Raw genomic sequence first — 20,252 nt, forward strand, 5'->3', positions numbered from 1 at the left:
CCGTCAGGGCCACTTGGGGTCGCCCGACGGCACGACCGGCCCTTCCAGCACGCCCAGCCGCTCCAGCAGGGTGAGGAACGTCATCGCGTACGGCGAGTCCTCTATCACGGCCGCGACCCGCGGCCAGTCGACCTGCTCGCGCAGCGCGCGCACCTGCGACAGCAGCGCACCGTAGTCGCAGGCGTGCTCCGACAGCGGCAGCAGCCACGAGATCACCAAGTCGGTGGCCTCCAGCACGGGAACGATCACGGCCGACGCCTTCAGCGGCTCGGCCCTGTCGAGCAGCTCGTCGGTGATCGCCAGGTCCGACACCCGGAAGATCAGATCCACCAGGCGGCCCTCGTCGTACGCCTTGACCAGCCAGTCCTCCGGCGGCTTGGCCGTCTGGAAGCCCAGTCCGCGCAGCGCCTCCAGGGCGGCGGGAACGTCGTGCTCGGTGACCACGAAGTCCACGTCGTGCAGCGACGGCGCGGCCCCTCTGGCGTAGGCGGCGCAGCCGCCGGCCAGCGCGAATTTCACTCCGGCGTCCTTCAACCCGGAGCTGGCGCGCTTGAGGGTGTCGAGGATCGCGTCCGTGACCGCGTGACCGTGGCTGCTCATGGTTTCGGGCTACCCACACGATCCCCCACTAGGCGTTGTGTTATAAGGGCTCTCGCGCGAGTACGCCCTGGGCCTGGGGGCAGAGCGAGGAGCTATGACCGAAATCCTGGAAAAGGCCGAACAGGCCTATGGCGGCGACCACGACCGGCCGCTCGGCGGCTGGCGAAGGACCCCGTCACCAGCCCGCTCCGGGCGCCGTTCACCCGCTACAAGGGCGGCGGCGGGCCCGCCGAGGTGCAGGAGAAGCCCCGCGGCCCGGTGGGCGAGCTGCTCAGCTCACCTGCCCGTTCTGCCTGTCGCAGTGGGTGGCCACCGCGTACGCCGCCGGGCTGGTGCTGGCGCCCAAGGTCACCCGGCTCGTGGGGGCGACGATGACCGCGGTGGCGATCTCCGACTGGCTGCAGCTCGCCTACGCGAAATTGATGAAGTCGGCCTCATGAATGACGCGGCGATAAAGGCGCGGCCCGATGTTTCTCGTTCTCGCCTCCGAGCGGAAAAACATGTTAAGCGGCCACCCCCTCAGGGCAGAGGCGGAGTCATGGCTACTTTGCTCTGGATCATCGCGGTAATTCTCGTCATCTCCGGGATCTACGTGATCCTCGCCCGCCGCGACCTCCTCTGGGGGATCGTGCTCATCGTGCTCGGTTTCCTGGTCGGGCCCGGCGGGGTCAGCATCTTCAATGTCTAGGGGCGCCACCCGAATGGCTCCCCGCCCGACCCGACCGCTGGGCCGATTCCCCGAGAACGGTCCAGCGGTTCTCCTTCTTGCCGGAATAACGCAACAAATAACCGGAGTACGCATACGTTTCCCTGTGCGTTCTGCGGAGAAGCGCGGTGTTGGTGTCGTCGCCGCCAGATGGACCAGGTCAGGCGGTGCTCGGGGTGCCGTCGCGGGTCGGGGATGACGCCGTCCCCGATGGTCTGCTCGGGGATGTGGGCCAGCTGGGCATCGCCGTACGCGATCGCCAGGAACCGCAGCAGTCCCGCTTTCAGACTTCTACGGTCAGCTCCTCACCACGCGCCACGACGACGGGCTGCGCGTGCTCGCCGGCGCTTTCACCGTCCGGGCCGACCAGGGCGAGGCGGTTCAGGTCGAACCGGCCCGACGCGCACTCCAACGTCACCGCCACGCCGCTGCGGCGGAGCGTGCCCCAGCCCGTGCCGGTCACCACCGGCCACGACCCCCCGTCCGGCGGCAGCGCCACGCGCAGCGTGCCGGTGGTGGCGTCCCAGCTCTGCCCGGTGATCACGTCGAGGACGCTCCAGCCGGCCAGCGCGCGCACGTAGTGGTCGCCGCACTCGATCTTGTTGTACGGGTTGCGGCGGCTGCCGTCGTAGCGCGCCCACAGGCCGGAGAGGATCGCGTCGCCCTCCTCCTGCAGCCCTTCGTACAGGCAGTGCGCGGCGACCTGGTACTCGATCCCGGTCCACACCTCGTCGGCGTAGCGGGTCGGCACCGCGGGCCGTCCCCCCTCCGGCCAGGTGCACATCAGCAGGCCGGTGTCGTCCTCGTCGGCGAACACCCGGAAGACGTGGTCGAAGTCCTTGAACCCGGTGCGGAGGTTGTGCCGGACCACCGCGCGCAGCGCGGAGAGCACGTGCTCGCGCGGCAGCAGGTAGCCCAGGTCGAGCTGGTGCGCCCACCACTGGCCGATCACCTGGTCGGCCAGGCAGCCCGACTCCCACTGGAACTCCCGCGACTCGCCCGGCTCCAGGACCTGCGTGTAGTACTCGCCGTTCCACAGCAACTCGTCGTACGCGGCGCTGCCCCGCTCGAACAACCCTCGCAGCTCGGCCGCGAAGTCCGGCTCGCCGGTCAGCCGCGCCATCTCCTCGGCCGCCCGCAGCGCCGCCAGCCACAGGGTGCCCATGAAGCTGTTCACGCCGCACAGGTCGATGTCGTGGGTGCTCGGCTGGATGCCGCGCAGCACACCGGTGCCGTCCGGGTCCCACTTCGCGCGGATGTGGTCGAGCAGCCTGCGCACGTTCGGCCAGTACCGCTGGAGCCAGTCCTCGCCCGCGCCCTGCCGTACCTCGCGGTAGGTCTTCAGGACCGTGCCGAGCATGCCGTCCAGCGCGGGCTCCTCCGGGCCGCCGATGAGGACGTCCCAGAGCTGGGGCAGGTACGTCGGGGAGATCACCCGGTGCGGGATGTAGCCTTCCGGGGCCTGCATCACGTCGAACTCGGTCTCCCGCATGCTCCGCTCCAGAGAGGGGAACAGCCGGGCCAGCGCCTGCTCGTAGTTCCACACGTGGGTGCAGTTGAGCGGGCACGATCCGCCGACGTCGCCCGCCCACATCACGGTCGACGCCCCCTGCACGCCCTCGAACCCGAAGAACGCGCCGTCGGCGGTCTGGAAGCAGCTCGGGCTGCGGATGATCGCGGCCTGCGCGGCCATCCGCTCGGCGGTGTCCGCGGTCAGCGAGCCGCTGGTCAGCGTGTCGGTCCAGGCCCGCGAGTCGGCCTCCAGGTCCGCCCAGTTCGCGCCGAGGTGCTCCGCCACCGCCACCGCGTCGGGGAACGCGGTGGCGTAGGCGTTGCCCAGCCAGAACCGGGTCGGTCCCCATTCGGTGTGCTGCGGCCCGAACTGGGTGAAGTTGACGTAGCGGTTGGGGAACCACCAGGTCATGACGTACCGGATCTGGACGCGCTCGCCCGGAGCCAGCCGGAACGGCACCGCCAGGCCCGCGTTCCAGGTGCGCCCGGCCGGGCTCGGACCCTCCGCCGGGTTGGGTCCGCTGACCATGGTGTCCGCCAGGTATGGCACGTGCCGGCTCCGGGCGGCGTCCACCGCGGGCGCGCGTCCCCGCAGGTACGCGAAGAACTCCTCCGGCTCGCTCCACTGCGGCAGCGCGCCCGCGGCGGCGGAGTCGGCGCAGAGCACCATCTGCCCGGCCCCCGGGTGGGCGGCGGGCAGCCCGGCGTTCTCCATCACCACGGCGGTCCACCCGCCGTGTCGGCGCACCCGGTTGGTGTTGCCGCCGTAGCCGGGGCCGGCCGTGCCGGTGATGGGGCTGACCCCGTCGTGGCCGACGGCGTTCTGCAGGGTCGCGCCGAGCTGGCCGTGGATCGGCAGGTCGTCGATGTTGGTCAGGGTGAAGGTGAACAGGGCCGCGGGGAGCGAGCTACGCGCCACATCCAGCGGCACCAGCGGGGTGAACGCCTCCAGGGAGACCCGCACCGGCAGCGAGGCGTCGCGGTAGTCGATCCGCGCGAACGGGTAGGTCGACTCAAAGGTCGTCCCCTCCACGCCGCGCTCGCGGGCCAGCAGGTCTCGCTGCCAGCCGGGCACGTGGTCGTCCGTGACCAATGGCGTGCCCGGCCCGTCCACTGGCGGAGCGGCGAGTACGCGCACCTCGTCCAGCGGCGGCTCGATCCGCGTGGCGCGCAGCGCGAAGAACGACCCTGGCAGGTCGCCTTTGTGGTTGCCGATGTTGTGGAGCTGCCACTGGCGCAGCGCCCCGTCGGCGCAGAGCGCGACGTTGCCCGTCCCGATGCCGCCCAGCGGCATGGCGATGTGGCGACCGTCGGCGTGCTCGATGCGTCGCGGTGCGGCGGCATCCGGCCGGGCGGCGTTGCACGGGGTCATCGGGTGGTCCTCCCCATGGTCGGTTGTGCGGACGTGGTCGAGGTGAAGGCGGCCGCGACCATCACCAGGGCGAGGGGGGCAGGGAAGAGCAGCAGCAGCGAGGCGGTCAGGCCGGTGGCCGCCTGCGCCGCCAGCACCGCCACCGCCGGTACGGCCAGCACCCTCACCGGGTTGCGGGCCACCAGGTGCAGTGCACCCGCCCACAGAGGCGCGCCGCGCAGCTCCGGCCGGTGCAGCGCCAGCGGGAGTGCGACGCAGGCGCCCAGCCCGGTCACCACGGTCAGGGCGCCGCCGAGCGCGAGCGGCACCAGCACCCACGCCTGCCGGGACTGCGCCCAGACCTCCAGGCTGACCAGCGTCAGCGCGGCGATCCCCGCCGGAACGGCCGTCACCGCGACGCCGCGCGCGGGCGCGGAGCGCAGGCAGCCGAGCCAGTCGCGTACGGTGGGCTCCTCGCCGTGCCACATCCGCACGGCGAGGTGGACGAGGGCGGCCAGGGGCGCGCCGATGAGTACGGCGGCGGCGGCCACGGAGATCGGTGTCAGGCCGGGGCCGGTCAGCGCGGTGGCCGCCGCTCCGGCGCAGACCGCGACGCTGCCCGCGAGCAGCGCCGGTAAGGACGGCCAGGCGGCCCGGAACAGCCGGGGCAGGGACGCACCGCTCATCCGCGGATCCCGGAGATCGCGATGCTGGCCGCGAAGCTGCGCTGGAACGCCAGGAAGAGGATCAGCACCGGCAGCACCACCATGGTGATGGCCGCGAAGACCACCACGGTGGGGCTGGTGCCGAAGCTGCTCTGCAGCGTGACCAGGCCCAGCGGGAGCGTCATGTTGTCCGGGCTGTAGACCAGGATGAGCGGGGCGAAGTAGTTGTTCCACGACGCCTCGAACGCGAGGATGGCCAGCGCCGACAGGGCCGGGCCCGACAGCGGCACCAGCATGCGGAACAGGATCCACAGGTGACCGGCTCCGTCGATCTTCGCCGCGTCGTCCAGTTCCCTCGGGATCGTGTTGAAGTACTGCCGCAGGAAGAAGATCGCGAACACGTTGATCAGGGCGGGCAGCCAGAGCGCGGGCAGGGTGTCCACCAGCCCCAGGTTCCGCATCATCAGGAACACCGGGATGATCGTGAGCTGCGGCGGGACCATCAGCGCGCTGAGCATGGCGATGAACATCACGCGGCTGCCGCGGAACTCCAGCCGGGAGAACGCGTAGGCCGCGAGCACGCTGGTGAACAGTGACCCGGCGGTGGCCGTCACGGCGACCACCAGCGAGTTCATCGCCATCCGGCCGAACGGCAGCAGCTCCGGCACCTCGGCGAAGTTGTCGAGCGTGAAAGGGCTCGGAATCCACTTGGGCGGCAGGGTGAACGCCTGGCCGGCCGCGGTCAGGCTGCTGCTGACCAGCCAGACCAGCGGTGCCACCATGACGATCCCCACGACCAGCAGCGCCGCGTCGATCACCACGGAGCCGGTCCGCCACCGCCTCCGCCGTGGCGTGCCCACCGTCGTCGATGTCGTCGCTGTCACTGCTCGTGCACCCATCGTTTCGACATCCAGAACTGGAAAGCCGTGACGCTCATGATCACGATGAAGACCACCACGGCGACCGTCGAGGCATAACCGACGCTGAAGCTCTCGAACCCGGTCTGGTAGAGGTACATGACGATGCTCATCGTCGAGTTGTCCGGTCCGCCCTGCGTGATGATCTGCATCGGGTCGAAGATCTGGAATGCGCCGATGAACGTGATCACCGTGGCGAAGAACAGCGTCGGCGACATCATCGGCACGGTGATGTGCCAGAACACGTGCCAGCTGCTCGCCCCGTCCACCCGGGCCGCCTCCACCAGCCGCTCCGGCACGGCCTGGAGTCCGGCCAGCATGATGATGAAGGTGAACCCGATGGTGTGCCAGAAGTCGATGCCGATGATCGCCGGCAGTGACCAGGCGGGGTCGGCGAACCACGACGGCGCGGTGATGCCGAGCACCCCGAGATAGTGGGTCACCAGCCCGAAGTTCGGGTCCAGGACGTACTTCCAGAGCAGCGAAACCGCCGCCCAGGAGATGACGAACGGAAAGAAGATCGCGGTTCGCACGAAGTAGGACAGCACCCGGTTCTTCATCCGGTTCACCGCCACGGCCAGCAGCAGGCCGCCGACAATGTGCGTGACCACGGACGCGAAGGCGAAGGCGAAGGTCGTGCCGAGCGCCTTGATCAGCAGCGGGTCCGCGAACAGGTTGGCGAAGTTCGCGAATCCCACGAACCGTGCGGGGGTCAGCAGGTCCCAGGAGTACAGGCTGAGGGCGAACGCGAAGACCAGCGGGCCGGCCACGAAGATCAGGAAGAGCAGCAGGGCCGGGCTGATGAAGACGTATCCGGCGAGTGACCGTCGTGGCCGGGCGGCCCGCCGCGCTCCGCCGGAGGAGATCCGGCCGGAGGCGAGAGTCGGCGCGGTCACAGCAGCCCGCCCAACTGCCGGTTGGCCTCGGCGAGCGTCGCAGCCGGCTCTCCGTTGCCGCTCAACACCTTCAGCCACGCCTCCTCGATGATCTTCTGCGCCTCCGGGCCGCGGTCGGGGGAGGGGATCGGCGTCGCGTACGAGATCGCCTCCGCCAGACGCTCGCTGCGCTCGGAGGCGTTGCCGGTGAACGCGGGGCCCTCGGCGACGGACCTGCGTGCGGGGACGATGGTGCCGCCGATCGACGCGAAGAACGTGGCCGCCTGCTTGGAGATCAGGAACTTGATGAAGGTCCACGCCTCCTGCTTGTTCTTCGAATCTCGAGTGATGGGCCAGCCGTCCCAGCCCACCGGGGAGCCGTCGGTCCGCCTGGTCGGAAACGAGACCACCAGTGTCTTGCCGACGATGCCGAGCCGGCGCAGGTCGATGACGGGCCACCGGCCGCCGTTGAGCGTCGCCAGCTTGCCCTGGGCCAGCGCGGTCGCCGCGTCGAACTGACCTCCCGGCTTGGGCGCGAGACCCGCGTCGATGAGGCCCTTGACGAAGGTCACCGCCTCGATCGCCTCGGGGCTGTCGAACGTCGGCCGCCGCCAGGTGGCGTCGAATGTGCTGGCGCCGTTCGTGGCCAGCCACGGCATGATGCCGCCGAAATAGCTCAGGTCGGTGGGGACGAGGAAGGCGCCCGTCGCGGCCTTGACGCGCTCGCCGGCGGCCCGGAACTCGTCCCAGGTCCACTTGCCGTCCTCGGGCAGTTCGACGCCGGCACGGGCGAACACCTCGGTGTTGGCGTAGAGGACCACGGTGTTGTACCCGCCGGGCATGTAGTACGTACGGCCGTCGTGGGAGGCATAGCGGGTGTTCCAGTCGATCAGGTTGGGATCGATGTCGGCGAAGTAGTCGTCGACGATCTTCTGGTCCGCCTTGATGTAGGGGTCGAGCGGTTCGAGCAGTCCCTTCGAGGCGAAGATGCGCTGCCCCTCGGTGGCGACCTGGATGATGTCGGGAACGTATCCGCCCGCGATCCGCGTCGCCACGGTGTTGGCGAACACGGCCCAGTTGCCGGCGGGGATGGCCTGCGCGACCAGTCGAATGTTCGGGTTGACCTTGTTGAACTCGGTGAACAGCGCACGGAACTGCGCCTGCTGGTTGGCGTCCCCCATGTAGACGAAGGTCAGCGTGCCCTCGCCGGTCCCGCCGCACGCGGTGGTCAGTATGGGGAGCGCCGCCGCGGCTGCCGCGGCCTTGAGCACGCCGCGCCTGGTCGGGTCGCCTCCCCGGCCGCCGGGCGGTCCGACGGCCGGCCCGCCGGTGGTTTCCTCCATGGAGGGAGTCCCTTCGGGAGCGGACGGGGAAATCGATTTCCGACAGCCTAGAGAAGTTGAACAGGGCCGTCAATAGAGCGTTGCGCCAAGCCGCGGCGCCCTCGGGCAGGAACGCATCGCACGGTCAGGTCGTCGCTGGGGAACTCAGCGGAACCGGTCCGGCCGGCAACCGGCGAGCTCGGGGGCCGGCAAGCCGGCGAGGATCTCGGAAGCGGCAAGGCGGCCGGCTGCGGCGGCCAGGGTGATCGCCGAGTGCATCACGGTGATGTACAGACCCCGGGTGCCGGCGGGGCGGCCGATGACCGGTTCGCCATCGGCAGGCATGGGGCGCCAGCCGATCTCGCCGGAGACGATCTTCGTGTCGGCGGCGCCGGCGAAGGAAGCAGCGAACCGGTCGCGGGCACGCCGGGCGGTCCCGAGCAGCGCGGCCTGGTCCGTCTCCCCGCCGTACGCCACGGGGGCGAGGACCGTGCCGTCGTCGAGCTGCCGGACCTCCAGTGACGGCGTCGCGACGATCGTCCGGACCAGGCCCGGCGTCGCGCGCAACCGGACAAGGACAGCGGGCGACGGCTCGACGGGCAGGTCGATGCCGATCCCCGAGCACAGGGCCACCGTGCCGGTACCGGCGGCCAGGACGACGGTCTCAGCGGGAACGGTTCCGGCGGTCGTCCGGACGCCGCTCACCGTGCCCGCCTGGTGGTCGAGGGCAGTCGCCAGCACGCCCGTCAGCAACCGCGCGCCTCGGTTTCGTGCGGCGGCGACCAGGAGTTCGGTCGCCGCGACCGGGTCGAACGCCGCATCTTCCGGACTATGGACGGCCTCGGCCGGCGGATGGAGCAGATGCGGTTCCAGCGCTCCGACGTCGTCGGTGCGCGCCCCCGGGCCCTCGTCGAAGCCGTCCCAGCTGATCGAGCCCGACCAGCGGATCGACAGTCCGGGAAGCTCCGTCTCCAGCCGCCGGTACTCGTCCAGTGCGAGATAGCGCAGCGGCGCCGAGGGCAGGTCGCTGACGGCCGGTCGTCCGATCCAGGCGAACGAAGCGCGGGTGGCGCCCGAACCAGGCAGGCCCGCATCGATCAACGTGACGGGTCGTCCGTGCCCGGCCAGGTGGTACGCCAGTGACGCCCCGACGATGCCGGCGCCGACCACGACGATGCTGCGATCTGTCATTCCAGCGTTCTAGCAGGTGGGGGCATCGCCGCGACACCGGATTTCGGCCACCGGAGGACTCGGCCTGTCGAGCGCGATGGCTCCATCGCATCTGTCCACCCTGCGGGTCAGAACCCGTTCTCGCATTCGAGGCAGTAAACGCCGTACGCCCGGCCGAGCACCGGCAGGGCCACGTTGCGCACCCGGATGCCGCCCGGCGTCATGCCCTTCGGGCTGCCCTTGTGCGCGTGCCCGTGGAGGATCAGGTCCGCGCCGGCCGTGTCGACGGCCTCCGCCAGGAGATAGCTGCCGAGGAAGGGGTAGATCTCCGGAGGCTCGCCCTCCAGCGTCTCCTTGACGGGCGAGTAGTGCGACAGCACCACGCGCTCGTCGGCCACGATCTCCTTCAGCGCGACCTTCCACGCCTCGGCGATGGAGCGGGTGTGGGCGACGAAGTTCTTGATCTCGCGCTCGCCGAACTCGCTGGCGCACTTGCCGGCGAACCCGCCGCCGAAGCCCTTCCCGCCGACGACCCCCAGCTTCGTGTCACCGCACTGGAGCACGACGCCGTCGTCGTCGAGCACGATCACCCCGGCGTCGCGGAGCTCATCTGCGATCTCGTCCTGCAGGTCGGAGTGGTAGTCGTGGTTGCCGAGCACGGCTACGGCCGGAATCGGCAGGTCGCGCAGCTCGTCGGCCACCACCTTTCCCTCCTGCAGCGTGCCGTGCCTGGTGAGGTCGCCCGCGAGCATGAACACGTCGGCGCGCTCCTCGATGCCCTCCAGCCTGCGCCGGTAGTGGCCCCTGCCGTCCTCGCCCAGGTGAATGTCGCCCACTGCGGCGATGCGCAGGTCAGTCAAGATGCTCATCCTCTCCTGGCTCGGTGGCGTCCACGATGTTGATCTCGTTGTGCACGCGGAGCTCGGGCGCGGTCTCGTGCGCCACCTGGCCGAGCCGCGTGCGCTGCTCGGCCTCGCTCACCTGACCGCGCAGGAACAGCTGGTCGCCTCTGATGTCCACGCGGATGCCCAGCTCGTTGGTGCGCCCGTCCTCGGCCAGCGCCTGCTGAACGCGGGCCGCGACGTACTGCGGAGCCTCCATCGCTGTCTCCTTCCCTGTCGCCGCATTCCCGGGTATAAACCGGTCAAACGGCACGAATTAGGTCTATGACCGCCCGTTCCACCGTGCCCGCCGTGGCCAGCTGCCCGAAGTCGGCGTCCGCCCCGAGCTCGGTCAGCACCGCCGCGATGGTCCTGTCCCGCTCGTACGCCTCGACCACGCGCGGATCCACGTACGAGGCGCGCGCCACGGTGGGGGTGTTGCCCAGGTACTCGGCGACCTCGCGCATGACGCGCACGATCGCCTTCTGCTTCTTCGTCCGCCCCTCCGCGCCGGCCGGCCCGGACACCGCCAGCCCCACGGCGGCCAGCACCGTGGCGTGCCAGGTGCGGAAGTCCTTGGCCGTGACCTCGTACCCGATGATCTGGCGCAGGTAGTCGTTGATGTCCTCGCTCCTGATGTCGCTCCAGCCGCCCGCGTGCCGGTAGCGCAGCAACTCACCGTCCTCCCCGAGCGCCTTGAGCGACCTGAGCACCCGGCACGCCCCGGGATCGGCCAGCTCGACCTCGCGGGCGACGTCGCCCTTGGCCTGGTAGGAGCAGACGACCACGCCGCGGGCGCAGGTGACGTGCTCCATCCTCAGCGTGGCCAGCCCGTAGGTGTCGTAGCTCTCGCCGCCGATGCGGAAGAAGCCGATGTCGAGCAGGCGGGCGGCGGCGGCCAGCACCCGCCGCCGGGTCAGGCCGCGGCCCTGGAGCTGGTCGTCCACGGCCTTCCTGAACGCGGGCAGCCGCTCGGCCACCTCCAGCACCCGGTCGAACTTCTCCCGGTCCTGCTGCTCCCGCCAGACGTCGTGGTAGCGGTACTGCCTGCGCCCTGCCGCGTCCGTGCCGACCGCCTGCAGGTGCCCGTCGGGCGAGGCGCAGATCCACACGTCTTTCCAGGCCGGCGGGATCGCCAGCGCCTTGATCCGCTCCACCGTGGCGCGGTCGCGCACCGGCCCGCCGTCCGGGGCCACGTAGGAGAATCCCCGGCCGCACCGCCGTCGTACGATCCCCGGCTCGTTCTGGTCGCTGGGCCGCAGGTCGGGACCGCCGGCGCGGGGTCGCGGGTCCACGTTCTGGTCAGGCTCGGGCACCGGGCACGGCTACCCAGGACGTTACCTCGCAAACGGGACGGGCAGGTGAGCGGCATGTCTGAACACGGAGAGTGGCACGAGGAGAAGTCCAGCAGAGGTCACGCCATGGTGCCCGCCACCCCTCGCGACGTGATGCACATCAGGGTGGGCTCGTTCCTGCTGGTGTTCCTGTTCGCGGTCGCGGTGCTCGGGCTCATCGCGGGCGCCCCGGTCATGACGGGCATCGCAGCCGTGCTGGCGGTGCTCACGGTGATCGACATCACGCTGGCCGTACGCCGCCAGAAGCAGCGGAGCGACGGAGAGGCGGGCTGATCCCGACATGGCGCAGTTGAGCGGGCGCGTAGTGGTGGTGACGGGCGCGAGTGGCGGGGTCGGGCGTGCGGTCGTCCGCGAGCTCGGGCGGCGGAGGGCCAGGGTGGCCCTGATCGCCAGAGGCACGGCCGGGCTGGGCGCGGCAGCGGTGGACGTGGGGGTCGAGGGAGGCAGCGGGCAGGTCTACGAGGCGGACGTGGCGGACTATGACGAGGTACGCAAGGCCGCTGAGAAGATCGAGGCGGAGATGGGCCCCATCTCGGTGTGGATCAACACCGCTTTCTCCTCCGTCTTCGCGAAATTTCAGGACATCTCCCCTGAGGAGTTCAGCCGTACGACGGCCGTCACCTACCTCGGCTACGTCTGGGGCACCAAGGTGGCCCTCGACCTGATGCGGCCGCGCGGCACCGGCGCCGTCGTCCAGACCTGCTCGGCGCTGTCCCAGCGCGGCATCCCGCTGCAGTCGGCCTACTGCGGCGCCAAACACGCGATCAAGGGCTTCTCGGAATCGGTCCGCACGGAGCTGCTGGCGGACGGGAGCGACATCCAGGTCACGCTCGTCCAGCTGCCCGCAGTCAACACCCCCCAGTTCGAGTGGGTGCTGTCCAAACTCCGCCGCCACCCCCAGCCGGTCCCCCCGATCTACCAGCCCGAGGTCGCGGCGCGGGCGATCGTGTACGCCGCCGAGCACCCGGAGCGCAAGGAGTACTGGGTGGGAATGAGCACCGCGGCCACCCTCCTGGCCCAGCGCGTGGCCCCGGCCCTGGTGGACCGCTATCTGGCACGGACGGGAGTGAGCTCGCAGCAGACCGACGAGAAGCCCCCCAGCGGCGTGTCCAACCTCTGGGACCCGGCCGACGAGACGACGGACTACGGCGCCCACGGCATCTTCGACCAGCGCTCCCACGCGCGCAGTCCCCAGGTCTGGCTCTCCCGGCACCGCCGGCCGGTCCTGCTCACGCTGGCCGCGGGCACGGCCGCCGGCGCCCTCGCCACCCTCGGCCGGCGCCTGCGGCGCTGACCGTCCACGACAGCACCACAGACGACGGGGGCCGCCCGCGTCGAGCGAGGCGGCGGGGGTAGGGCGGGCCGAAACTCTCCAGGAGGTCATGATGGTCGAACACGATCTGCAGTTCCTGGCGGAGCTGGCGGCACAGCTGCGCGTCGACTCCGTCCGCGCCGCCGCCGCGGCCGGCTCGGGACATCCCACGTCATCCATGTCCGCGGCCGACCTGATGGCCGTGCTGTTCGCGAGACACCTCCGCTACGACTTCGACCAGCCGGACAACCCGGCCAACGACCACGTGATCCTGTCCAAGGGGCACGCCTCTCCCCTGCTGTACTCGCTGTACAAGGCGGCAGGTGTCATCGGGGACGAGGAGCTCCTGACGTTCAGGCGGCGCGGCAGCCGGCTGGAAGGGCACCCGACACCTCGGCTGCCCTGGGTGGACGTGGCCACCGGCTCGCTCGGGCAGGGGCTGCCGGTGGGCGTCGGGGTGGCGATGGCCGGGCGGCTGGAACGCATGCCGTACCGGGTGTGGGTGCTCTGCGGCGACAGCGAGCTCGCCGAGGGGTCCATCTGGGAGGCCGCCGAGCACGCGGGCGGCGAGGGCCTGGCCAACCTGACCGCGATCGTCGACGTCAACAGGCTCGGGCAGAGGGGACCCACCCGGCACGGGTGGGACACGGGCGCGTACGCGCGGCGCTTCTCGGCGTTCGGCTGGCACACGATCGAGATCGACGGGCACGACCCCGGGGAGATCGACTTCGCTCTGCAGGACGCCTGCAAGACGCGCAGGCGCCCCACCGCCATCCTGGCCAAGACCCGCAAGGGCGAGGGCGTGCTGGAGGTCGAGAACCGCGAGGGCGCCCACGGCAAGCCGCTCAAGGACGCCGACAAGGCCGTCGACGAGCTGGGCGGGCCGCGGGACGTACGCGTCACCGTGCGCAGGCCGGACGCGGCCGCCGAGCCGTACCGGTTCGGCTCCGGCCCGCTGGAGCCGCCCGCGTACGAGGTGGGCGAGCAGGTCGCGACGCGGACGGCGTACGGGGAGGCGCTGGCGGCGCTCGGCGCGGCCCGCGGCGACGTCGTGGCGCTGGACGGCGAGGTGGCCGACTCCACCAGGACCGAGTCCTTCGCGCAGCGCTTCCCCGAGCGGTTCTTCGAGATGTACATCGCCGAGCAGCAGCTCGTCGCCGCCGCCGTCGGGATGCAGATCCGCGGATGGATCCCGTACGCCGCCACGTTCGCCGCGTTCCTGACCAGGGCGCACGACTTCATCAGGATGGCCGGGGTCAGCCGGGCGTCGATCCGGCTGATCGGGTCGCACGCCGGGGTGTCGATCGGCGAGGACGGCCCCTCGCAGATGGGGCTGGAGGACCTGGCCATGATGCGGGCCCTGTACGGCAGCACCGTGCTCTACCCGTGCGACGCCAACCAGACCGCCTCGCTGATCGCCGAGATGGCCGGCGTCGAGGGCGTGTCCTACCTGAGGACCACGCGCGGCAGCACGCCCGTGATCTATCCGCCGGGCGAGCGGTTCCCCGTCGGCGGGTCACGGGTGCTGCGGCAGTCGAGCGGCGACCGGGCCACGATCGTGGCCGCCGGGGTGACCGTGCACGAGGCGCTGGCGGCGGCCGGCGAGCTGGAGACGGCGGGAGTCCCCGTGGGAGTGATCGATCTGTACTCGGTCAAGCCGGTCGACTCGGCGGTGCTGGTGGAGGCGGCCACCACCACGGGCAACCTGATCACCGTGGAGGACCACCGGCTCGAAGGCGGGCTGGGCGACGCGGTGCTGGACGCCGTCAGCGAGCTCGGGCCGCGAGTGGTGAAGCTGGCCGTGACCGGGCTGCCGGGGTCCGCCAAACCGGAGGAGCAGCTCGCCGACGCCGGCATCGACCGCCGCGCGATCGTGGAGGCCGTCAAGCGGGTGCTGTGACCCGCTCAGGCCGAGCTGCTCGCGCGGCCGGGTGCTCGCGCGGCCGGGCGGCCGGGTGTTAGGCGGGGCATGGAAAGGCCGGCGGTCGAGGGGGTGGCGCGGTGCCGCCTCCCTCTCCCGCCGGCCTCGTGACGAGCCGGCCGCCTCCGGACTGCGCGCCGGTCAGCGAGCCTTCGCCGTGGCCTTCCTGTTGGCCTTCTTGATCGCCGACACCAGCTCCTGCTTGGTCATCTTCGACCGGCCGCGCACGCCCAGCTTGGCGGCCACGCCCTGCAGGTGTTCCTTGCTGGCGTTGGCGTCGACGCCCTCGGCCGTCCTGCCGGACCGGTCCGTGGCGCCCTTGTCGGAAGGACCCTTCTTCGACTTCGGCTCCCAGTGGTCGCCGACCTTCTCGAAGGAGTGCTTCAGCGCCGCGAACGCCGTCATGTGGGCGCGCCGCCCCTCGCCGTACTCCTGCACTGCCGAGTCGTGCGCCTTGATCCACGTGTTCTGTGCCTTCTTCGGCGAGCGCCTGATGGTCGACGGCAGTTCTTCGACTGCTGGCATGTCGCTTCACCTCCTACAGCGGTGGTTCGTCGTAGTGACGCCGTTCTTCGTAGACGGTCGTCCTCCTGGCCTCGGGCTCCTCGTAGATCTCGTGACGGTGGACCGGCTCGTCGATGGGGCCGACCGCCCGGCGGGTGACGCTGATCCGGTAGATGCCGAACCCGAGTCCGACCAGGCCTCCGAGCATGAGGACCAGACCCACTACGTTGATGTCGAGACCGGCGAGGTCGAACTCGACGGCCCAGGTGAGGATCGCACCGAGCATGATGAGGATGATGCTTCCGGCGATGGTCATCTGATTTACCTCCTTAACACGAAGGACCTCTATCCACATGTCGAAAAACAAACCAGTCGTGGTGATCGGGCTCATGGGATCGGGCAAGACGACGGCGGGCGTGCTGATCGCCGAGGCGCTGGGGCGGGAGTTCAGCGACAGCGATCCGTTTCTGAAGTCGAGGTACGGCGGCACCGCCGCGCAGATCGCCGCCCGCGAGGGCGCGGCCGCGCTGCACCTCTACGAGGCCGAGCACGTGCTGCGCGAACTGGCCAGCCCGCCCAAGGTGATCGCGGCGGCGGCGAGCACGGTCGAGGACCCCGAGGTCCGGGCGGCATTGCGGGCCGCGTTCGTGGTCTGGGTCGACGCCCCCGACAAGGTGCTGGCCGAGCGGATGCGTTCGAGCGACCACCGTCCCGACTTCGACCCGGCGGCCATGCGAGCCCGCCGCGAGGGCTATTTCCGTGAGGTGGCGGACACGGTGTGCGACGTCAGCGAGCTCAGCCCCGAGCAGGTGCGCGACAAGGTTGTGCGGGAAATGGGTTTGCCCGCCGGTGATCGCGACCGATAGGCAAGGGAGATGTTCGCCGAGAAACCCGTCCTGGAGGGCGCGCGCGTGACGCTGCGCCCGGTCGGTCCCGAGCACGCGGAAGGCCTGTACGAGCTGGTTCGCGACCCGGAGGTGCGGCGGCTGACCGGCTCGCACGGCGAGTTCGACTTCGAGGGCGCCCGCCGGTGGTGCGCGAGCCGGGCGCAGCACGCCGACCGGCTCGACCTGGCGATCATGACCGGCGACGGTTACGCGGGCGAGGTGGTCCTCAACGCCCTCGACCGCGCCAACCTGTCGTGCAACCTGCGCATCGCGCTGATCGGCCCCCGGGCGTTCGGCAGGGGCTACGGCACGGAGGCCATCGAGCTGGTCCTCGGACACGCCTTCGGCACGACCCCACTGCACCGGATCGCGCTGGAGGTCTACGCTTTCAACGACCGCGCACGACACGTCTACAAGAAGATCGGCTTCGTGGAGGAGGGCGTGAAACGTGACTCCTTGTTGTGGGGCGGCGCATGGCACGACTGCGTGATCATGGCGATGCTCCGCCCCGGGTGGCAGGCAAGATCCGGAACCCTGGCATAATGATCATGACGCATGGGTCCCCCGAGGCGCGCGGGGGACCTGTCGCGTCATTTCGGACAACCATTGGACGGTGTCGTGCATCTAAGCCTCAGTGACGATGCGCCTGGTGCCTGGTGACCCCGAGAGGCTTGGCGGCTACTGGCTGGCCGCCAGGCTCGGCGCGGGCGGGCGCGGCGTCGTCTACGACGCCTACGACGACGACGGGCGCAGGTTCGCCGTCACGGTGCCGCGCGGCGAGGCGGCGCCCGAGTCGCGGGGCGAGGCGGGGCGCCGGTTCGAGCGGGTGACCTGCCGCCACCTGGCCGAGGTGGTCGACGCGGGGGTCGACGGCGGTGTCCCCTACGTGGTGAGCGAGTTCGTCGACGGGCCCGACCTGCGGCAGGCGATCGCCCTGCACGGGCCGTACGAACGCGACGAGCTGCTGGCGCTGGCCGGCTCGCTGGGGGCCGCGATCGACGCGCTGCACGAGGAGAAGCTGACGCACCAGGGGATCAACCCGGAATGCGTGCTCCTGGCCGCCGGGGGTCTCAAGGTGATCGAGCTCGGCCTTCCCTCCTGCCGGCCGGTGGGCGAGACGTGCACCTACCTCGCTCCCGAGGTCCTGACCGGGGAGGAGGCGGGCGCGCCGGCCGACGTGTTCGCCTGGGGCGCGGTGGTGGTGTACGCGGCCACCGGGCGCGATCCGTTCCGCGGCGAGAGCCTGGGCGGCATCATGCACCGGCTGCTCACCTTCGACCCCGACCTGAGCGACCTGCCCGAACCCCTGCGCGACCTGGTCGGACGGGCCCTGGCCAAGGATCCCGCCGACCGGCCCGCGGCGGCCGAGCTGCTGATCGGGGCAGGAGAGGTGCTTCGCCCCCCGGAAGGCCACGCGCGCCCGCGCTCGCTCGGCGAGGTGGCCGAGGAGGTCTACCAGTCGCTCACGCCCCGGCAGCAGGAGGAGGTGCCCGGGCTGCTGCTGCGCCTGCTCGACGGCGACAACCCGCACGACGAGGGCGAGGTGCTCGGCCCGCTCATGGACGCCGGCCTGCTGGTACGCCGGAGCGTGCGCGTGGCGCCGGTCGAGACGTCCATGGGCAAGCTCGTGGCCCTCAGCGACGACCGGGTGGCCCCGGCCAGCGCCGCCCTCTACCGCGCCTGGCCCAGGCTGCGCGGCTGGGCCGCGGACGAGCGCGAGAGCATGCACGTGCACCGCCGGATCCGGGTGGCCGCCCGGCAGTGGTCGGAGCACCAGCGGGGCCGAAGCCGGCTCATGCGCGGCAAGGCCCTCGACTCGGCGCTCGGCTGGGCCGCGACCAAGCGCCGCCACCTGCGGCTCAACCAGCTCGAACGCGACTTCATCAACGACAGCGTGGCCCTGTCCAAGCAGCGCAGGAAGCTCCTCGCCCCCTCCGTGGCGACGCTCGGCGCGCTGCTGGCCGCGGCGGTGACGATGTCCGTGGTGTCCGTGTACGGCCAGTACGACCTGCGCGACCGGCTCCTCGACGCCGACGCGCGGTCCGTGGCCGCCAGGGCCGAGGCGATGCGGTCGAGCGACCCGCGCACGGCGATGCGGCTCAGCGTGGCCGCCTGGCGGTTGTCACCCGTCTTCGAGGCGCGGGCCGCGCTGCAGGCCTCGCTCGTCCAGCCGGAGCTGGGCGTGTTCACCGACCCGGCCGCCGACCTGCGCGCCCGCTACCTGCTGCGCGGGGACGAGCTGGTCCGGTGGGACACCGGCACGGTCACCGTCTGGGACGTGGCCCGGGGGCGGCGGCTCGCCTCGTACCGGCTGCCGGCGGGGATCGTGGCGCTGAGCGACGACGGGCGCCACGCCGAGGGGGCGGGTGGGCGGCCGTTCGACGTGGCGACCGGCCGGCCGCCGTCCCCGGCCGCCACGTTCGCGATCGCCGGAGCCGGCAGGACGCGGGTCTACCGGGGGTCGCAGGTGCTGTTCGACGTCGCCGACCGCACGGTGGCGCTCGCCCGCGACGGGTCAAGGGCGGCGTTCTCCCGGCTGGACGGGCGGGTCGAGATCTGGGAGCTGGCGCCGAAGGCCCGGACGGGGACGATCGAGGTCCAGCCGCTCACCGGCCCGGACGCCGCGGCGCCCGCCCTCGCGTTCAGCCCCGACGGGACCACGCTGGCCGTGGCGGGGCGCGAGGGGGTCACGCTCGTCGCCGCCGGCCGCGACACCGCCCGTACACCGCGCTCCCAGCCCTCCGCGCCGCTGACCACCGCCACGGCCCCGGCGTCCCCTGCGCCTTCCACCCCGCCTTCCACCCTGCCCTCCACCCCGCCGTCCTCGCACCCCTCCGCCCTGCCTTCCTCCCCGCCCTCCACCCGGCCCTCCTCGGTCGAGAAACCGCCGGCGGCGGGCGACGGACGTCCCTCCACCGGTGCCCTTCCCGGCGGCGGGCGGCCGGGTGCGGACAGTGCGCGGTTCTCGCAGGTGAAGGTGCCCGGCGATGAGGGCACGACGCCTGGCGGTGTGGACAGGGTCAGGAGTCCCAGCCCCGAGAACGGCGCGGAGATGTTCCGTGCGGAGGAGCAGCGGGCACCGACCGAGACCGGCACCCTGGCCCTGGGCACGGTGGATGGCCCGCTGGACGGCCCGCCCGTCTTCAGCCCGGACGGCCGCCTGCTGGCTTTGCCGGGCGCCGGTGAGGTGCGGGTCTGGAACGTGGCCGAACGCCGGGTCTCCGGCTCCTACCCGCTCAAGGCTCCCGGGCAGGGCCTGGCGTTCTCCCCGGACGGGCGCAGCCTGCGCTACCTGAGCGGCACCGGCTCGGTCGTCTCGCTGGACGTCGCAGGTCTCCCCGCCCCCTCCGACGCGGGCCGCACCGCCACCTTCAGCGGCAACGGCCGGTTCGCCGCCAAGGAGGTCGGCGACGCGATCGAGCTCACCGACACCGTCGCGGGCAGGACGCTCGGCCGGATCGCCGCCGCCGGCGACCTGGCCTTCGACGCGGGCGGGCGCCTGCTCGCCGTCACGGGCGACCCCGTGACCGTGTGGGAGGTGGCCGGCGCCAGGCAGGTGACCTCCATCGACGCGGGCGGCGACGTTGTCGCCGTGGCGCTCTCCCCCGACGGCGGCACGCTGGCCACCGCCCGCGGCAGCACCCTGGAGACGTGGGACGTGCGCGAGGGGCGGCGGATCAAGGTGTACGAGGGCGCGGGAGACCCGGCGCTGGCCTTCTCCCCCGACGGCTCGACGCTGGCCGCGGGCGCCAACCTGCTCGATCTCCGTACCGGCGGGATCACCCCGCTCGACCTCGCGGCGGCGCGGAACGCCCGGACCACGCCGACCGCCCTCGCCTTCTCCCCCGACGGCCGCACCCTGGCGTTCGGGCTGGAGGGCGGCCGGGTGCTCCTCTGGGACGTGCACGAGCGCGAGCCGCGCGGCACCATCGGCACCGGCACGACACCGGTGGACGAGCTGCGCTTCTCGCCGCAGGGCGACCTGCTCGCGATCGACGCCGCCCGCACGTCGCTCTGGGACGTGCGCACGCTGCGCGAGGTCGGCGAGCTGGGATCCTGGGCCGCCGGGCCGGCGTTCAGCCAGGACGGCAGGCGGCTGCGCGGGGTGGCACTCGACGGCACCGTTCGCGAGACCCCGGTCGATCCCGCGCTCACGGCGCAGGAGGTGTGCGCCAGAGCCGACGGCCCGCTGAGCGAGGAGGAGTGGAGCCGCCTGATCCCGGAGAGCGGCTACAGAGACATCTGCTGACTCGACGACAAGCCGGCGACCAGAG

At 71.5% G+C, this 20,252-nt stretch carries 20 protein-coding genes and 1 pseudogene; 9 read left to right on the forward strand and 12 right to left on the reverse strand.

What is annotated here, in order from left to right:
- Window positions 1-3: 3 nt before the first annotated feature.
- Entirely contained in the window at window positions 4-600 is a 597-nt protein-coding gene (locus ACTWPV_RS40820; RefSeq protein WP_347647063.1) for a nucleotidyltransferase, read from the reverse strand.
- Here ACTWPV_RS40820 and ACTWPV_RS40825 point away from each other — a divergent pair.
- The 3 genes and pseudogenes from ACTWPV_RS40825 to ACTWPV_RS40835 form a co-directional block, all read left to right on the forward strand.
- Window positions 589-813 (forward strand): annotated as a pseudogene (locus ACTWPV_RS40825) (hypothetical protein); the annotation flags it as partial. The gene ACTWPV_RS40820 and the pseudogene ACTWPV_RS40825 sit on opposite strands and share 12 nt — an antisense overlap.
- 92 nt (window positions 814-905) lie before the next feature.
- Window positions 906-1,040 carry a DUF1360 domain-containing protein gene (locus tag ACTWPV_RS40830; RefSeq protein ID WP_443155900.1) on the forward strand — a complete coding sequence of 45 codons (135 nt, stop codon included), beginning with the start codon at window positions 906-908 and terminating at the stop codon, window positions 1,038-1,040.
- A gap of 98 nt (window positions 1,041-1,138) precedes the next feature.
- Entirely contained in the window at window positions 1,139-1,288 is a 150-nt protein-coding gene (locus tag ACTWPV_RS40835; RefSeq protein ID WP_165959640.1) for a GPGG-motif small membrane protein, read from the forward strand.
- Window positions 1,289-1,589: 301 nt separating this feature from the next.
- Here ACTWPV_RS40835 and ACTWPV_RS40840 read toward each other — a convergent pair whose 3' ends face one another.
- The 9 genes from ACTWPV_RS40840 to ACTWPV_RS40880 all read right to left on the reverse strand — a co-directional run bounded on the left by ACTWPV_RS40840 (window position 1,590) and on the right by ACTWPV_RS40880 (window position 11,315).
- Window positions 1,590-4,190, reverse strand: coding sequence for a GH116 family glycosyl hydrolase (locus ACTWPV_RS40840; protein ID WP_443155901.1), 2,601 nt, complete (start codon window positions 4,188-4,190; stop codon window positions 1,590-1,592).
- A complete protein-coding gene (locus ACTWPV_RS40845) occupies window positions 4,187-4,855 on the reverse strand; it encodes a hypothetical protein (RefSeq protein WP_347647061.1) in 669 nt (222 codons plus the stop codon). The genes ACTWPV_RS40840 and ACTWPV_RS40845 overlap by 4 nt, the downstream gene beginning before the upstream one ends.
- Entirely contained in the window at window positions 4,852-5,718 is an 867-nt protein-coding gene (locus ACTWPV_RS40850; protein ID WP_347647060.1) for a carbohydrate ABC transporter permease, read from the reverse strand. The genes ACTWPV_RS40845 and ACTWPV_RS40850 overlap by 4 nt, the downstream gene beginning before the upstream one ends.
- Window positions 5,715-6,647 carry a carbohydrate ABC transporter permease gene (locus tag ACTWPV_RS40855; RefSeq protein ID WP_347647059.1) on the reverse strand — a complete coding sequence of 311 codons (933 nt, stop codon included), beginning with the start codon at window positions 6,645-6,647 and terminating at the stop codon, window positions 5,715-5,717. Before ACTWPV_RS40855 ends, ACTWPV_RS40850 begins: the two co-directional genes overlap by 4 nt.
- Window positions 6,644-7,969 (reverse strand): ABC transporter substrate-binding protein, encoded by a 1,326-nt coding sequence (locus ACTWPV_RS40860; protein WP_347647058.1) that lies wholly within the window; start codon window positions 7,967-7,969, stop codon window positions 6,644-6,646. Before ACTWPV_RS40860 ends, ACTWPV_RS40855 begins: the two co-directional genes overlap by 4 nt.
- 144 nt (window positions 7,970-8,113) lie before the next feature.
- Complete coding sequence (locus ACTWPV_RS40865; protein WP_443155902.1) at window positions 8,114-9,139, reverse strand: NAD(P)/FAD-dependent oxidoreductase; 1,026 nt, start codon at window positions 9,137-9,139, stop codon at window positions 8,114-8,116.
- A gap of 107 nt (window positions 9,140-9,246) precedes the next feature.
- The gene (locus ACTWPV_RS40870) at window positions 9,247-9,987 is read right to left on the reverse strand and encodes a metallophosphoesterase family protein (protein ID WP_443155903.1); all 741 of its coding nucleotides are present in this window, start codon (window positions 9,985-9,987) and stop codon (window positions 9,247-9,249) included.
- Window positions 9,971-10,219: a BON domain-containing protein gene (locus tag ACTWPV_RS40875; protein WP_347647055.1), complete on the reverse strand. Its 249-nt coding sequence runs from the start codon at window positions 10,217-10,219 to the stop codon at window positions 9,971-9,973. Before ACTWPV_RS40875 ends, ACTWPV_RS40870 begins: the two co-directional genes overlap by 17 nt.
- Window positions 10,220-10,262: 43 nt before the next feature.
- Window positions 10,263-11,315 (reverse strand): DNA topoisomerase IB, encoded by a 1,053-nt coding sequence (locus tag ACTWPV_RS40880; protein WP_443155904.1) that lies wholly within the window; start codon window positions 11,313-11,315, stop codon window positions 10,263-10,265.
- Between the two features lie 54 nt (window positions 11,316-11,369).
- Here ACTWPV_RS40880 and ACTWPV_RS40885 point away from each other — a divergent pair, with 54 nt between their 5' ends.
- The 3 genes from ACTWPV_RS40885 to ACTWPV_RS40895 all read left to right on the forward strand — a co-directional run bounded on the left by ACTWPV_RS40885 (window position 11,370) and on the right by ACTWPV_RS40895 (window position 14,566).
- The gene (locus ACTWPV_RS40885; RefSeq protein ID WP_443155905.1) at window positions 11,370-11,627 is read left to right on the forward strand and encodes a hypothetical protein; all 258 of its coding nucleotides are present in this window, start codon (window positions 11,370-11,372) and stop codon (window positions 11,625-11,627) included.
- A gap of 7 nt (window positions 11,628-11,634) precedes the next feature.
- Complete coding sequence (locus ACTWPV_RS40890; protein ID WP_443155906.1) at window positions 11,635-12,648, forward strand: SDR family oxidoreductase; 1,014 nt, start codon at window positions 11,635-11,637, stop codon at window positions 12,646-12,648.
- Window positions 12,649-12,736: 88 nt separating this feature from the next.
- A complete protein-coding gene (locus tag ACTWPV_RS40895) occupies window positions 12,737-14,566 on the forward strand; it encodes a transketolase (protein WP_443155907.1) in 1,830 nt (609 codons plus the stop codon).
- Window positions 14,567-14,728: 162 nt separating this feature from the next.
- Here the strand turns inward: ACTWPV_RS40895 and ACTWPV_RS40900 are convergent, their stop codons facing one another.
- Together ACTWPV_RS40900 and ACTWPV_RS40905 are read right to left on the reverse strand one after the other, a co-directional pair.
- Window positions 14,729-15,112: a ChaB family protein gene (locus tag ACTWPV_RS40900; RefSeq protein ID WP_347647050.1), complete on the reverse strand. Its 384-nt coding sequence runs from the start codon at window positions 15,110-15,112 to the stop codon at window positions 14,729-14,731.
- A 13-nt stretch (window positions 15,113-15,125) separates the two neighbouring features.
- The gene (locus tag ACTWPV_RS40905) at window positions 15,126-15,407 is read right to left on the reverse strand and encodes a hypothetical protein (protein ID WP_347647049.1); all 282 of its coding nucleotides are present in this window, start codon (window positions 15,405-15,407) and stop codon (window positions 15,126-15,128) included.
- Between the two features lie 37 nt (window positions 15,408-15,444).
- Here ACTWPV_RS40905 and ACTWPV_RS40910 point away from each other — a divergent pair, with 37 nt between their 5' ends.
- The 3 genes from ACTWPV_RS40910 (at window position 15,445) to ACTWPV_RS40920 (ending at window position 20,227) form a co-directional block, all read left to right on the forward strand.
- Window positions 15,445-15,957, forward strand: coding sequence for a shikimate kinase (locus ACTWPV_RS40910; protein ID WP_443155908.1), 513 nt, complete (start codon window positions 15,445-15,447; stop codon window positions 15,955-15,957).
- 9 nt (window positions 15,958-15,966) lie between these two features.
- Entirely contained in the window at window positions 15,967-16,521 is a 555-nt protein-coding gene (locus ACTWPV_RS40915; RefSeq protein ID WP_347647047.1) for a GNAT family N-acetyltransferase, read from the forward strand.
- A 106-nt stretch (window positions 16,522-16,627) separates the two neighbouring features.
- The gene (locus ACTWPV_RS40920; RefSeq protein WP_443155909.1) at window positions 16,628-20,227 is read left to right on the forward strand and encodes a WD40 repeat domain-containing serine/threonine protein kinase; all 3,600 of its coding nucleotides are present in this window, start codon (window positions 16,628-16,630) and stop codon (window positions 20,225-20,227) included.
- Window positions 20,228-20,252 lie beyond the last annotated feature (25 nt).

It is taken from the genome of Nonomuraea sp. KM88 (assembly GCF_052245635.1).
Classification (GTDB): Bacteria; Actinomycetota; Actinomycetes; order Streptosporangiales; family Streptosporangiaceae; genus Nonomuraea.

Coding starts and splice junctions, on each gene's coding strand:
- ACTWPV_RS40845 (WP_347647061.1), bottom strand. CDS start 4,855: ATGAGCGGTGCGTCCCTGCCCCGGCTGTTCCGGGCCGCCTGGCCGTCC.
- ACTWPV_RS40835 (WP_165959640.1), top strand. CDS start 1,139: ATGGCTACTTTGCTCTGGATCATCGCGGTAATTCTCGTCATCTCCGGG.
- ACTWPV_RS40900 (WP_347647050.1), bottom strand. CDS start 15,112: ATGCCAGCAGTCGAAGAACTGCCGTCGACCATCAGGCGCTCGCCGAAG.
- ACTWPV_RS40865 (WP_443155902.1), bottom strand. CDS start 9,139: ATGACAGATCGCAGCATCGTCGTGGTCGGCGCCGGCATCGTCGGGGCG.
- ACTWPV_RS40870 (WP_443155903.1), bottom strand. CDS start 9,987: ATGAGCATCTTGACTGACCTGCGCATCGCCGCAGTGGGCGACATTCAC.
- ACTWPV_RS40895 (WP_443155907.1), top strand. CDS start 12,737: ATGATGGTCGAACACGATCTGCAGTTCCTGGCGGAGCTGGCGGCACAG.
- ACTWPV_RS40905 (WP_347647049.1), bottom strand. CDS start 15,407: ATGACCATCGCCGGAAGCATCATCCTCATCATGCTCGGTGCGATCCTC.
- ACTWPV_RS40860 (WP_347647058.1), bottom strand. CDS start 7,969: ATGGAGGAAACCACCGGCGGGCCGGCCGTCGGACCGCCCGGCGGCCGG.
- ACTWPV_RS40915 (WP_347647047.1), top strand. CDS start 15,967: ATGTTCGCCGAGAAACCCGTCCTGGAGGGCGCGCGCGTGACGCTGCGC.
- ACTWPV_RS40890 (WP_443155906.1), top strand. CDS start 11,635: ATGGCGCAGTTGAGCGGGCGCGTAGTGGTGGTGACGGGCGCGAGTGGC.
- ACTWPV_RS40885 (WP_443155905.1), top strand. CDS start 11,370: ATGTCTGAACACGGAGAGTGGCACGAGGAGAAGTCCAGCAGAGGTCAC.
- ACTWPV_RS40875 (WP_347647055.1), bottom strand. CDS start 10,219: ATGGAGGCTCCGCAGTACGTCGCGGCCCGCGTTCAGCAGGCGCTGGCC.
- ACTWPV_RS40910 (WP_443155908.1), top strand. CDS start 15,445: ATGTCGAAAAACAAACCAGTCGTGGTGATCGGGCTCATGGGATCGGGC.
- ACTWPV_RS40820 (WP_347647063.1), bottom strand. CDS start 600: ATGAGCAGCCACGGTCACGCGGTCACGGACGCGATCCTCGACACCCTC.
- ACTWPV_RS40840 (WP_443155901.1), bottom strand. CDS start 4,190: ATGACCCCGTGCAACGCCGCCCGGCCGGATGCCGCCGCACCGCGACGC.